The sequence below is a fragment of the Rhodococcus sp. UYP9 genome (genome assembly GCF_040547235.1).
In the GTDB taxonomy this organism is placed as follows: domain Bacteria; phylum Actinomycetota; class Actinomycetes; order Mycobacteriales; family Mycobacteriaceae; genus Rhodococcoides.
The window spans coordinates 661,537-676,401 of sequence record NZ_JBEPPH010000003.1 but is presented as its reverse complement, the minus strand read 5'-3'; the positions used below and the strand labels follow the sequence as shown (position 1 = coordinate 676,401).

General features: G+C 62.3%; 2 protein-coding genes. Both read left to right on the top strand.

Annotated features, from left to right (window positions below; translation table 11 throughout):
- The first annotated feature begins 21 nt into the window (after positions 1–21).
- The gene (locus tag ABIB36_RS12765; protein ID WP_354563551.1) at positions 22–6,936 is read left to right on the top strand and encodes a non-ribosomal peptide synthetase; all 6,915 of its coding nucleotides are present in this window, start codon (positions 22–24) and stop codon (positions 6,934–6,936) included.
- Positions 6,937–7,363: 427 nt separating this feature from the next.
- Positions 7,364–14,635 carry a non-ribosomal peptide synthetase gene (locus ABIB36_RS12760; protein ID WP_354571584.1) on the top strand — a complete coding sequence of 2,424 codons (7,272 nt, stop codon included), beginning with the start codon at positions 7,364–7,366 and terminating at the stop codon, positions 14,633–14,635.
- Positions 14,636–14,865: the final 230 nt, after the last annotated feature.

Sequence of the window (14,865 nt, the reverse complement as noted above, 5' to 3'; positions counted from 1 at the left end):
TCGGGGGATCGGGTTGCGTTGGTGGCGCGGGAGCGTCCGGGTGTGGTGCCGTTGTCGTTGGCGCAGCAGCGGATGTGGTTCCTGAACCGATTCGACACCGAATCCGCGGTCAACAACATCCCGGTCGCAGTGCGGTTGTCGGGAGCACTCGACATCGATGCCCTCAATGCGGCGGTGCGAGATGTACTCGCTCGCCACGAGTCGTTGCGTACCGTGTATCCGGAAACCGATGGTATTGCGGCGCAGGTGATTCTCACTGTCTCGGCTGCGGCACCGACACTCGTACCGCAACAGGTGGATCCGGCCGATATTTCTCGGCGTGTCGAGCAGGTCATTTCAGCCGGATTCGATGTTACCAGCGAATTGCCGATGCGAGGCGAGCTGTTCCAGGTAGGCACGGACGAATACGTGCTCGTCCTGGTCGCGCACCATATTTCGGCCGACGGTTGGTCGATGGGTCCGTTGACGCGTGATGTGATGGTGGCGTATGCGGCGCGTTCTGTCGGTGAGGCTCCTGGTTGGGCTCCGTTGCCGGTGCAGTACGCCGATTACGCGTTGTGGCAGCGTGAGGTCCTCGGTAGTGAGGACGATCCGGATTCGATTGCTGCCCAGCAGGTGTCGTACTGGAAGAGCGCTTTGGCCGGTTTGCCGGACGAGCTGAACCTTCCGACCGACCGACCTCGCCCATCGACTCGCACCTATGAGGGTGGGAAAGCTCCGTTCCGAATCGATGCCGAGCTACATCGTGCGTTGCTCGACGTAGCACGAGCGACGGGAAGCACCCTGTTCATGGTCGTGCACACTGCGATGGCGGTGTTCCTCGCCCGCATGTCCGGCACCGATGACATCGCTATCGGTGCGCCTATCGCAGGCCGGGGCCAGTCCGAACTGGACGACATGGTGGGCATGTTCGTCAACACCCTGGTTTTGCGTACGCATGTCGAGTCGGAGCGCTCGTTCGGTGAAATCCTCACCCGGGCAAAAGAGGCGGATCTGCAGGCTTTCGCGCATGCGGACATTCCGTTCGAGCGGCTCGTGGAGGTGCTCAACCCGGAACGGTCGACCACCCGTCATCCGTTGTTCCAGGTAGCGCTCTCGTTCGAGAATCTGCCCTCGACCGATCTTCGGTTACCGAATTTGCATGTCAGTGGCGTTCCGTTCGAGGCCAACATTGCGAAGTTCGATCTGTCGCTCACACTGCGCGAGCACGTCCTCTCCGGTGGCGAACTCGATGGCATATCGGCCGAGTTCTCCTACGCCGCAGACATGTTCGACGAGTCGACGGTGTCCGACTTCGCGGTGAGATTTGTCCGGTTGCTCAACGATGCGGTGGCGGACCTGTCGAAGCCGGTCGGTGATTTGGAACTCCTGGGCGCTGGTGAAGCCGACGCTCTGACTCATGCGCATGGCGGCGAAGTAGCCTCGGCGTCGACATTGCAGGAGATATTGACGCGGGGAGTCGCTCTCGACCCCGAGGCCGTGGCAGTCCGCATTTCGGGTCGGTCGGTGACGTATCGCGAATTGGACGAGACGTCCTCGCAGTTGGCCCGTGTGTTGATCGGTCGCGGAGTCGGACCGGATACCGTAGCTGCGCTGGCGTTCTCGCGATCGTACGAGATGCTCGTGAGCGTCTGGGCGGTTGCCAAGGCCGGCGGCGCTCACCTGCCCGTCGATCCGAACTACCCGTCGGAGCGAATCGAACACATGCTGTCCGATTCGGCGGCCGTCGTACGCATCACAGCGTCGGCGCACGTCGATGCGTTGCCTGCCGGGAGTTGGATGTTGCTCGACGGCGGCGAACTCCGCGAAGAGATAGCTGCGCAATCCAGCGATCCGGTAACCGATAGCGACCGCACCGCGACTTTGACGACCGATCACCCCGCCTACGTGATCTACACGTCGGGTTCGACGGGTCTGCCGAAGGGTGTGGTGGTCACCCACGCGAGTTTGCGTGGGGTACTCGATTCGGCGATCGACTTGTACGGTGTGAGCCCGGAGAGTCGATTCCTGCACATCTGTTCACCCAGCTTCGACCCTTCCGTCCTCGAATGGATGGTCACGTTCGCTGCTGGTGCTCGGCTGGTGATCGTTCCTTCGGACGTCATCGGCGGCCCTGATCTGGCCGAGATCTTCCTCTCGGAGAAAGTGACTCACTCGATCATCACGCCTGCGGTATTGGGCACGATGGATCCCGAGGGCATGGACAGCCTTAGGGTTCTCTCCGTCGGTGGCGACGTGACCACCTCCGAACTGCTTGCGCGCTGGGCGCCGGGGCGCTGGTACTTCAACGGCTACGGCCCGACGGAGACGACGATCATCTCTACGTTCGCCGAGCTCGAACCGGGACGACCGATCACCATCGGTGCACCGGTTCGGGGTACATCGGCGCTGGTCCTGGACAGGCGACTGCGGCCCGTCCCGGTTGGAGTGGCAGGTGAGCTCTATCTTGCGGGCGAAGGTCTCGCTCGTGGTTACCACCAGCGGGGTTCCCTCACTGCAAGCAGATTCGTCGCCGACCCGTATTCGAGTACGGCTGCGAGGATGTACCGCACCGGCGACCTCGTCAGATGGACCGGACCGGAGGTTCGGGAACTCGAATTCGTCGGGCGCTCGGACTTCCAGGTCAAGATTCGTGGTTTCCGCGTCGAACTGGGAGAGGTCGACGCTGCGCTTGCCGCTCACCCGTCGGTGGCTTTCTCGGCTACCCTCGGCAAGGATCTGCCCTCTGGTGCAACGGTTCTCGTGTCCTACGTGATGCCTGCAGTCGGTGCCTCGGTGGATCCGGTTGCGGTAACCGAGTTCGTGCGGCGGACGTTGCCGTCGCACATGGTGCCGTCGTCGATCGTGATTCTGGACGAGGTCCCATTGACCCCGGTCGGCAAACTCGACCGCCGCGCCCTTCCCGAACCGGTGTTCGAGGAGCAGGTGTACCGGGCTGCCGAAACCGATATCGAGGAGATCATCGCCGAGGTCTTCGCCGATGTATTGCGTATGCCGAGGGTAGGAGTCGACGAGTCCTTCTTCGCGCTCGGGGGCGACAGCATCGTCTCGATCCAGCTCGTCTCGCGGGCCAAGGCTCGAGGTATCTCCTTCACTCCGCGTGATGTGTTCGAACGTAAGTCGGTTGCCGGTCTCGCCGAAGTGGCGGTCCGACTCGATGATTCGGACCGTGCCACGGTCCTGTCCGAACTGCCGGGCGGCGGCATCGGCTCGATGCCACTGACTCCGATCATGCGCAAGGTGACCGAAGCTGGTGGGCGCTTGGATCGGTTCTCCCAGTCGGTGGCGGTCGGTCTGCCTGCAGAAATCGATCTGGCTCTTCTCACTGCCACCCTGACTGCGATCGTCGATCACCACGACATGTTCAGGGCGATATACGCGAACGGTGAAATGGCCGTTCGGGAACAGGGCAGCGTGGATGTGGGCGCGGCCATCGACAGGGTTCGCGTGGACACTTCGATCTCGGGTGCTGATCTCGAGGCTCTGGCCTCCGACAGACTGTCTGCCGCAATGGGGCGTCTGAATCCGGCCACGGGTGCGATGATCCAGTTCGTCTGGTTCGACTTCAGCACCGGAACGCCCACCGCAGGCGACACCGATACCGTCGAGGAAAGTCGACGCGGTGTGCTGCTCATCGTGGCCCATCACTTCGTGGTCGACGGTGTCACGTGGCGCATCCTGCTCCCTGACCTCGCGGTCGCGTGGTCGCAACTCGCTGCGGGGCAGCAGGTATCGCTACCAGCCGTGGGCACCTCGATGCGCCGGTGGTCGCATGGGCTGATCCAGGCAGCCGCAGCTCCGTCGCGCCGTGAGGAACTGGTGATCTGGAAGTCCTTGGCGAACTTCGACGATCCTCTGGTGGGTCGCAGGCCGTTCGATCCGACGGTCGATGTCGCAGGTACCGTCGAGCGTGTCGAAGTTGAGATTTCGGCCGACACGACCGATGCGCTACTGACTCGCGTGCCGCGCCTCTATCGAGGTGGCGTCAACGATGGGTTGCTGGCAACCCTGGCATTGGCAGTGGCACGGTGGCGTCGAAATCGTGGAATCTCCACCACGAGTGCGCTGTTCGCACTCGAAGGGCATGGCCGCGAGGAAGCGGTCGTCCCTGGTGCCGATCTGTCGCGGACCATCGGTTGGTTCACCAGTGCTTATCCCTTGGCGCTCGATCTGGACGGAATCGACATCGACGACGCGTTTGCCGGTGGTGCCACCGTCGGTGCGGCTGTCAAAACGGTCAAGGAGCAAATTCACCGTGTGCCCGATCGCGGGATGGGGTACGGACTGCTGAAGTATCTCGACGACGAGACCTCCGCAGAACTGGAATCGGTCCCGTCCGGTCAGATCAGCTTCAATTACCTGGGTCGGATTTCTTCGTCCGAGATTCCGGCTGAGCTGGCGGACTTCGGATGGGCTCCGACGGGCGCCCTCGGATCTTTGACTGCCTCGATGGACGAGGACATGCCTGCCAACTCGACCATCGATATCAACGCCATCGTCACCGACGGCCCGGATGGTCCGAGATTGGGTGCTACGTTCGCCTTCCCGAACGGGCTTGTGGACCGTGCGGACGTTTCAGAGTTGGCTGATCTGTGGATCGAGGCGATGGAAGCTCTGTCCGATCACAGCCGAACCTCAGAGGCGGGTGGCCTGACGCCATCGGATCTGACGTTGATCGAATCCACTCAGGACGAGATCGATTCGTGGGAGTCTGCCTACCGAGGCGTCGAAGACGTGTGGCCTCTGACTCCGCTGCAGTCCGGGCTGTTGTTCCACGCGATGATGACCGAATCGACGGTGGACGTCTACACGATGCAGGCTGTACTGGACCTGTCCGGTGTCGTCGATACCGATCGTTTGCGGGCTTCCGGGCAGGCGTTGCTCGATCGCCACAGCAATCTCCGAGCCGCGTTCGTCGCCGACAGTGACGGCAGCCCGGTCCAGGTGGTTCTCGGCGCTCTGGAACTGCCCTTCCACGAGATCGATCTGATGGATGTTGCCGAGGACTCTCGACGCGCGGAGGCGAAGCGGATACTTGTTGCCGCTCAGGCGGAGCGCTTCGATATGTCCGCGCCACCGCTCATCAGGTTCACGCTGATCAAGGTCGCCGCGGATGCATGGCACCTGGGCATCACCAGTCACCACATCCTGCTCGACGGGTGGTCCATGCCGTTGCTCATGCAGGATCTGTTGATGCTGTACGCAGTCCGTGCCGACACGTCGGTGCTGCCCCGAGTACGACCGTTCCGGAACTTCCTGTCCTGGCTCGACGGCCGTGACCGAGAGGATTCGCTCGATCGATGGGCGGCCGCCTTCCACGGGGTGTCGGAACCGACGCTGCTCACCGAAAGCGCACGCCCGTCGGGGGCGGTACCGGGGATCGGCAAGATCGAGGTCTCGCTGACCGAGGATCGCACTGCCGTGCTGTCCTCGATGGCCTCGAAGCTGGGTGTGACGGTCAACACTGTCGTGCAAGCGGCGTGGGGGATCCTTCTGGGGCGTCTCACCGGACGCGCGGATGTGGTTTTCGGGGCTACCGTGTCGGGCCGGCCGGCCGACCTAGCAGGCGTCGAGTCGATGGTCGGACTCTTCATCAATACGTTGCCGGTTCGTGTGGATGTCGGAGACGGGCACTCGCGGGCAGAGACTCTGGTGCAGTTGCAAGGACAGCAGGCGGATCTGCTCGATCACCACTACGTGGGTCTGACCGAGATTCAGCAGCGCATCGGTGTGGACAGATTGTTCGACACGCTCCTCGTGTTCGAGTCCTACCCCATCGACCGCGACGCGATCGCCGCGGCAAGTTCGGTCGATGGCCTTCAGATCACCGGTGTAGGCGTCGACGACGCCACGCATTACCCGTTGACGGTTCTGACGGTCGTCGAAGCAAGACTCGAGCTGACGTTCAAGTACCTGGACACGGTCCTCGACGGTCGGTACGTCACCGATCTGAGTCGGTGGTTCCTTCGGATTCTGGACGCGTTGATCGACGAGCCCACTGCACGAGTGGGGACGATCGACCTTCTGGATGCGAACGAACGAGAGCAGGTCGTCATGGCCTCGACCGACCTGGATTCCGGCACACAGGGTGCGCGTCGATCCGTGGGTTCGGATATGCAGGTGCTTCCTCAGGTCCTCGCGGAGATCGTCGAGGACGACCCGGAGGCACCCGCGATGGTCTCCGGCGAAGATGAGATCAGCTACCGAGCACTCGATGTCGCCTCGTCCACACTTGCTCGATCGTTGATCGATCGAGGCGTCGGACCCGGAATGTCGGTTGTCGTACATCTTCCTCGTTCGACGACGGCGATCGAGGCATTGTGGGCAGTGGCAAAGACCGGTGCTGCGGTGATTCCTTCGCAGCCCGGATCGCACAGTTCGGTCCCCGAAGGCACCTTCGGTGTCACAGTCGAGCAGTACCGCGATACGGCACCGACGGGTCCGACCTGGCTCGTTGTCGACGACGCCGAATTCGCCCGAGAAACAGCGTCCCGACCGCGGCATCCGGTCTCGTACTCGGACCGATTGCAGTCTCTGTCCGGAGATCGCAAAGCTCTCACTCTGGCTTCGGGTTCGCTCACTCAGTCGGAATTGATGCTTCGCATCGCGGATTACGCCGATCGATTCGAGCTTGGATACGACACCCGTAGCTACCACTACGGATCGTTCGATTCCGACGCGTCCGTCTTCGAGGCCTTTGCGGTGACCTCGAGAGGTGGCGCTCTCATCATGGGCGAGCCGAACATCGACGTCCACTCGGTGGCCGACCTGTTGTTCGACTCGTGGGCGACACACGCGTTCGTGCCGATCGAGGTACTCGAGCAGTCAGGTCCGGAGGATCTCGACGACCTGGTAGTCGTGATCGTCACAGATGGGCCCGCGACGGGTGATGCAGTCGAGATATGGACGGACGGGCGGACTGTGACTCACATGTGACCCTCGACCTGCCCTGTGGGCTGGCGAGGTAACGGATTACGCCTGAAAAGGGATAGATGTCCGAGGCGTGCGAACCCGGTCACGGTCGGCTCGAATCGATCATGTGGTGGTGAGCTGAGCCGGGCTCGCTAAACTTGCTCTGCGCGTTCCACCCCGGGACGGCCGTTCGACACTGGGCTGTCTGTTCAGCCATGTCTTTTCGGCGACTCGGGGAGAGTCCGAGCCGAGACCATCGAATTTTTCGACAACGAAGGTGATCCGCATACATGACGTTCCGTACCCGGCCAGATCGAACACAGGGCTCGACGACATGAGTGCGAGTGAATCCCGCAGTCGGGTCGACGGTGCTACCCGTGGAAGCGGTCGCCGGTCACGAGGAGAACGTCCGAACCGTCGCCATGGCGTCCGGACAGAGCTACTTCCGCAGCTGCTGACGAGCGCCGTAGAAACAGCGGGCGATTCGATTGCGCTGATGTCCTCGGGAATCTCGCTCAGCTACCGCGAGCTCGACGAACGGTCGTCGAAGCTGGCCAGAGTGCTCATCGAACGAGGGGTCGGTCCCGGCGACCGAGTCGCGCTGGCTCTTCCGAGGTCGGTCGAATCCGTCCTTGCGGTATGGGCAGTCGCCAAGAGCGGAGCGGCATTCGTGCCGGTGGATCCGAATTATCCTCCCGATCGGACACAGCACATGGTGTCCGATTCGGGAGTCGTACTCGGTCTCACTCTCGAATCGTTCGCAGCAGGCCTTCCCAGCGGAGTCGACTGGCTCTTGCTGGACGAGCCGAGCCTTGCAGCGGCCGTCGAGAGTTACCCAGCGCACCCGATCTCCTATGCGGATCGGGTTCGACCACTGCTCGAGTCGCATGCGGCTTACATCATCTACACGTCCGGATCGACAGGGCTGCCCAAGGGCGTCGTTGTCACCCATTCCGGTCTCGGACCGCTCGTGGCAGCGGAGCGACCGCACTATGGTCTCTCGTCCGACTCTCGAATGTTGCACGTCTGTTCGCCCAGTTTCGACGTGTCGGTCCTCGAATTGCTGCTCGCGTTCACGTCCGGCGCGACGCTCGTGGTGGCTCCCGCGTCGGTCGGGGGCGGCGAGGAGTTGGCCGATCTGCTTCGTGAGAAGCAGGTCACTCACGTGCTCATCACCCCGGGAGCGTTGGGGTCGGTAGATCCGAACGGCCTTCCCGACCTCGAAGCGGTCGTCGTGGCCGGTGACACCTTCACCGGTGAATTGGTGACGAGATGGGTCGGTGCCGAACGCGGTCCAGGATTGCAGCAGCGTCTGTTCTTCAACGGGTATGGACCTACCGAAGCGACCATCCTGGCAACGAGTACGGCGCCTCTCGTGGTGGGCGAAGCACCGGTCATCGGCACACCGATCCCAGGTGTCGGTGCATTCGTGCTCGACAACCGGCTCCGTCCAGTTCCGGCAGGAGTCAGTGGCGAGCTCTACCTAGCGGGTGCGCAGCTCGCCGAGGGATACAACAAGCGATCAGCGCTGACTTCCGAACGATTCGTCGCCAATCCGTTCCCAGAAGCGACGGCAACCGGGCAGAATGCCTCGGGAACCGGCACCCGCCTGTATCGCACCGGAGATGTCGTCCGACGTGACTCCGACGGCATTGTTCACTACCTCGGCCGTAGCGACTTTCAGGTCAAGATTCGTGGCTTCAGGATCGAGTTGGGTGAAGTCGACAGCACGCTCGCCACTCATCCGCATGTGCAGTTCGCTGCTACCGTCGGTCGCGAACTTCCTTCCGGTGAAACAGCATTGGTGTCGTACGTACAACCCGCTGCAGGTGTGGACTTCGACGTCGACGAGCTTGTCGAACATCTTGGCCACACGCTGCCCGCACACATGATTCCGGCCCAGATCATCGAGCTGGATTCGGTTCCGCTCACTCCGGTCGGCAAGCTCGACCGGGCGGCATTGCCGGAGCCGGTCTTTGCCGGCAAGGAATTCGTGGAGCCGGTGACCGAGTTGGAGAAAACCGTCGCCGCAATCTTCGCCGAGGTGCTCGGAGTCGAACGCGTCGGCAGAACGGACTCGTTCCTCGATCTGGGTGGAAACTCTCTCGTTGCAACCCGGTTGGTTGCGCGTCTCGGCGCGGCCCTGGACGTCAAAGTCCCGGTTCCGCTGCTCTTCGGAAATCCAGCTGTCGGAGACCTCGCTCGTGAGATCGAGTCACGATCACTCGGTGACGCGCATGCTGCTCTGGCTCCACGCAGTCGGCCCGACCGAATTCCGCTCTCGCTCGCCCAGCAGCGGATGTGGTTCCTGAACAGGTTCGATACTGCGTCTGCGGTGAACAACATCCCGGTTGCGATTCGGTTGTCCGGCCGGCTCGATACGAGTGCGTTGTTCCATTCCATCCGTGACTTGATCGAACGACACGAATCTCTTCGAACGTCGTACCCGGACCATGACGGCGTCGGATTTCAAAGCATCGGTTCCGTGGACGACGTTCTCGCCGAGCTCACTCCGATCATCGTCGATCCGGACCATGTCGTCGCTGCCGTGATGGATACGGTATCGGGTGGATTCGATGTCACAACCCAAGTGCCACTTCGGGTGCGGCTTCTCCAGGTCTCGGCCGAGGAGCACATTCTGGTGTTCGTGGTACATCACATCTCCGGCGACGGAGTTTCGATGGGGCCCCTCACTCGCGACGTGATGACGGCATATCACGCGCGAACACAGAACACGGTGCCCGATTTCGCGCCGTTACCCGTTCAGTACGCGGACTACACCCTGTGGCAGCGCGACATCCTCGGATCCGAACTCGAGTCGGATTCGGTCATTTCCGATCAGATCGAGTACTGGACGAAGGCGTTGGCGGACCTTCCGGCCGAGCTATCGCTGCCGTTCGATCGCCCCCGGCCTGCGGTCGCGTCGAATCTCGGTGCCACACATACGTTCACAATCGATGCCGATACGCATCGACAGATGCGGTCTTTGGCGACGGCGTCGGGCGCCAGCGTGTTCATGGTTGTTCACGCGGCACTCGCCGTGCTGCTGTCACGGCTTTCTGACTCCACCGATATCGCCGTGGGCACCCCGGTAGCGGGTCGTGGTGACGAGGCCCTCGACAACCTTATCGGCATGTTCGTCAATACGCTCGTGCTTCGTACCGATACGTCCCAGAACCTCCGTTTCCGTGACCTGCTGGACTCCGCACGCGGGGTGGATCTCGAGGCGTTTGCTCATGCCGATCTGCCGTTCGAGCGGTTGGTGGAGATTCTGGATCCAGAACGAAGTGCTGCACGCCACCCGATCTTTCAGGTCATGTTGACCTACCAGAACATGGAACCGTCTCGGTTCACCCTGCCGGGCCTGACGGTGACGGGCGTGGACCTCGATGTCGCGATAGCCAAGTTCGATCTGCAGTTGGCGGTAACCGAGTTGGCGTCGGACGCTGGTGGCGAAGGCCCGCTGGCCGTCGAATTGACCTATGCGCGTGAGGTGTTCGATGAAGCAACCGCGGTCGGTTTTGCTCGAAGGCTGACCGCGATAGTCAGCGCCGTCGTCGCCGATGCCGATGTAGTGATCGGTGATATCGAGATCGTGGACGAGGCAGAGCGCGTGGCGCTGAGCGCCGAGGGCACCGAACTCGTCGATGGCGGCGATGCAACGCTCGTGGAGCGTTTCGAAGCGGCCGTACGCGCTAACCCGGGGGCGCCGGCCGTCACCAGTGGCGATGTCACTCTCACCTATGCGGAGCTGGATGGCAAAGCGAATCGGATTGCACGGGCGTTGTCGGCGACCGGTGTGGAACCGGAAAGCTTGGTAGCGGTCGCGCTGCCGCGGTCGGTCGATCTGATCGCGGCGATTCTCGGGGTTCTCAAAGCCGGTGCGGGATACCTCCCGATCGACACGAGCAATCCGGCAGATCGCATCTCGTACATCCTCGGGGATGCAGTCCCCGGTGCCGTGATCACGTCACAGACGGAACTCTCCTCGATCGGCGCGTTCGACTGTCCCATGGTCGACGTCGATTCCGCTTCGGTCACCGAGCTCGACGGATCCGCACTCTCCGGTTCCGAGCTGCCGAGAAGCGCTTCCGCCGACAACGTCGCGTATGTCATCTACACATCCGGTTCGACTGGACTCCCGAAGGGTGTTGCCGTCACCCACCGAAACGTCACAACGCTGTTCGCGGCCGCGGCGCAGCGGTTCGAGTTCAGCAGCGACGACGTATGGACCATGTTCCATTCCTACGCATTCGACTTCTCCGTCTGGGAGATCTGGGGACCGTTGCTGTCCGGTGGCCGGCTGGTGACAGTGGATTACTACACCTCTCGCTCGCCCGAGAAGTTCCTCGAACTGCTCGCGCGCGAAAGCGTCACCGTGCTGAATCAGACACCGTCGGCGTTCGCTCAGCTGGCCGAGGCGGAACGTTCGGCGGGGGACCATGCGCCGGTACTTTCCCTGCGCTACATAGTGTTCGGTGGTGAAGCGCTCGATCTGAGCTCGTTGGAGCGTTGGTATTCCCGTCATCCGAACGGTCCACAACTGGTCAACATGTACGGCATCACCGAGACCACCGTGCACGTGTCCTTCCTCGCTCTCTCGCGGGAAACAGCGCACAGGGCAAGAGCAAGTGTGATCGGCGACGCGTTGCCAGGGTTGACGGTTCGTGTTCTCGATTCGCGGCTGGGTCTCGCGCCCATTGGCGTGGCAGGCGAGCTTTACGTGAGCGGCGGACAACTTGCTCGCGGTTACCTCGGCAAGTCGGCACTCACCTCGACTCGGTTCGTGGCCGACCCGCTCGGACCGAGTGGAACGGTGATGTACCGGACCGGCGACCGAGGCCGCTGGAATGCTGGTGGACAGCTCGAATATGCCGGACGCACTGATACCCAGGTTCAGCTGCGCGGGTTCCGCATCGAACTCGGTGAAATCGAATCGGCGTTGCTCCGAAATTCCGACGTCGCCCAGGCGGTGGCGATGGTTCGCCGAGATCTGCGTCAGGGCGCCGACACCGAAGACCGTGAGGGTGAGTCTCTCGTCGCGTACGTCGTGCCCTCGGCCGGAGCGTCCATCGACGTCAACCGATTGCGTTCTGATGCAGCACAATTCTTGACCGCCTACATGGTGCCGGATCTGATCGAAATCCTGGACGAATTGCCGTTGACGGTCAATGGCAAACTGGACCATCGGGCACTGCCGGTGCCGGTGTACGCGTCGGGGTCACCCTTCCGTGCACCGAGCACCCCTGCCGAAAAGGCAGTCGCCGAAGTATTCGCAACAGTTCTGTCCCAGGACGTGGTGGGGGCGGACGACTCCTTCTTCGAGCTCGGCGGCAATTCTCTCGATGCAACCCGCGTCATAGCCAGGCTGAACGCGGCACTCGGCAGTGATGTGTCCGTTCGAGAGCTGTTCGAAGCTCCGACTGTGGCAGCTCTCGCGTCGTGCGCCAGTCGTCATCTCGGTGTAGGTGGCCGAAGGACGCTGGTTGCTGCCGAACGTCCCGAGCGCATTCCGCTTTCGCTTGCCCAGCAACGGATGTGGTTCCTCAACCGCCTCGATCCAGGCTCGTCGGTGTACAACATTCCCTTGGCGATTCGACTGGCCGGTGTACTCGATCTCGAGGCACTCGACAGTGCCATCCGCGATGTGATCGACAGGCACGAGAGCCTGCGAACGAGTTATCCGACCGACGCGGACGGCCCATTCCAGCAGATACTCGAAGTCGCCGATGTCGGACTCGACCTAGCGCCGATTGCATGCGCGAGCGAAACCGAACTGATCGATCGGGTTCGCGGCACCATCTCGCGCGGCTTCGACGTGTCCACCGACATACCGGTCAGGGCCGAACTGTTCGCGCTCACCGAAACCGATCATGTGCTTGCAGTATCGGTTCATCACATCTCGGCAGACGGGGTGTCCATGGCACCTCTCGCACGAGATGTGATGACGGCGTACGTCGCACGGATCTCCGGTTCGGCCCCTGCCTGGGCTCCGCTGACCGTGCAGTACGCGGACTATGCGCTGTGGCAGCACGACGTACTGGGTGACGCAGAGCAGGCCGACTCGATCGCAGCCGGTCAACTCCGTTTTTGGACGGAACAGCTGGTCGGTGTCCCGGACGAGCTGGATCTGTCCACAGACCGGCCGCGTCCGCCTCAACAGTCGATGCGCGGTCGATCCTGGGCTACGTCGCTGACTCCGGAGTTGACAGATTCGCTGAACCGGATCGCGCGCGCCAACAACGCATCGTTGTTCATGGTCGTCCACAGCGCGCTTGCAGTCCTGTTGGCTCGGATGAGCGGCGGACGCGACATCGTGATCGGCACTGCAGTCGCCGGCCGCGGTGACGCCGCACTCGATGGCCTGGTCGGAATGTTCGTCAACACGCTCGCCCTGCGGGTGGACGTGGATCCCGCGGATCGATTCGACGACCTTCTCGACCGAGTTCGGAGCGTCGACCTCGGCGCTTTCGCCAATGCGGACGTCCCCTTCGAGCGGGTAGTCGACGCAGTGTCCCCGACCCGCTCGGTCGCCCGACACCCGATCTTTCAGGTGGTTCTGTCGCTACAGAATCAGGAGCAAGCCACACTCGAACTTCCAGGTTTGTCCATCTCGGTTCTCGACGGCGCCGAACTGGCGGCCAAGTTCGATCTTCAGGTCACGGTCGAACGCGTCGGCGATCGGTTACGGGTCGTGTTCACCTATGCAACGGATCTGTTCGACGAGGACTCGATTTCGCGCTTCGGAGAGCGTTTCACCCTGGTGCTCGACGCGATCGCCGGCAGCACCGAGGTGATCGTCGGTGACATAGACATCCAATCCGATACAGAGGCCGACCAAGGGCACGTTCTGACGGCCGCACCGTCGGTCGACATCGCGGCAACCGTTGGTGTGGAAGGGACAACCCTCGCCCAGGTGTTGCGCACTGTGGTCGACGAAGACCCCGACGCGCCTGCCATCTCGATCGGCGACGTCGACATCACCTTCGGCGAGGTGGACGAACAGTCGTCGCGGCTGGCACGTGAGCTGATCTCGCGGGGTGTAGGACCTGGGGACGCGGTCGTAGTCGCCATCGAGCGGTCGGTCGAGCAGATTGTCACGCTCTGGGCTGTCGCCAAAACCGGTGGTGCAGTAGCCGGTCCCACATCGAGCAGCGCGGTCCTGGGCATCGCGGCGACGGTAGAGGCGGTCGAGGATTCGGTCGGCGAGTGGATCGTCCTGAGCGATGACTCGGTGATCAAGACCCTTGCCGAGCGTTCCTCGCGTCCGGTGGCGTATTCGGAACGAGTGCGACTTCTTCGCCCCGAGGATCCGTTTGCCTTCTTCGATGGGGTCGACCCACCTCTCTCCCACGGCCCAACTCTCTCCCACGGTGATGTCGTCGCGATCGCAGACTCGCTACGGGGAGTCCTCGGGGTGAGTTTCGAGTCGCGTACGTACGGGACGGCGAGGTTCGGCACCAGATGGTCTCTACTGGAGTTCGCGCTCGCAGCGTCAGCAGGCTCGGCGATGGTCGTGTCGGCGCCTGGTGAGCCCGAGGATCCCGAGGCCGTGATCGGCGAGCATTGGGTGACCCATGCGTTCGTCTCTGGTGCCCAGAATGCGGCCTTGGAAGCGGGAATCGAGGCGGAAGACCTCGTGTCCGTCGTTCTGACCGAGTACCCGGTCGATACAAAGCTTCCGGCGTCGGACTCCGCTGCAGGCTGGACCATCTTCGGCTGACGGTCCAGCCGTCGTGCACGAGTGGACCGTGGCCGCGTGTGAACACTCGAGGAAAACCTGCACGTTACTTGCTTCCTGCATGTTTTCTGTGTGTTCACTTCTATCTCGGTTGTATTTCGGCCGAGAAACTAGTGCAATTCAGTAATAAAAGGCGTCGACATAGTCAGTGGCTCCGGTAACCGAAAATAATACGGTCCGCCGTGCGCGCTCAGAGCGCATCTCAGGGCTTG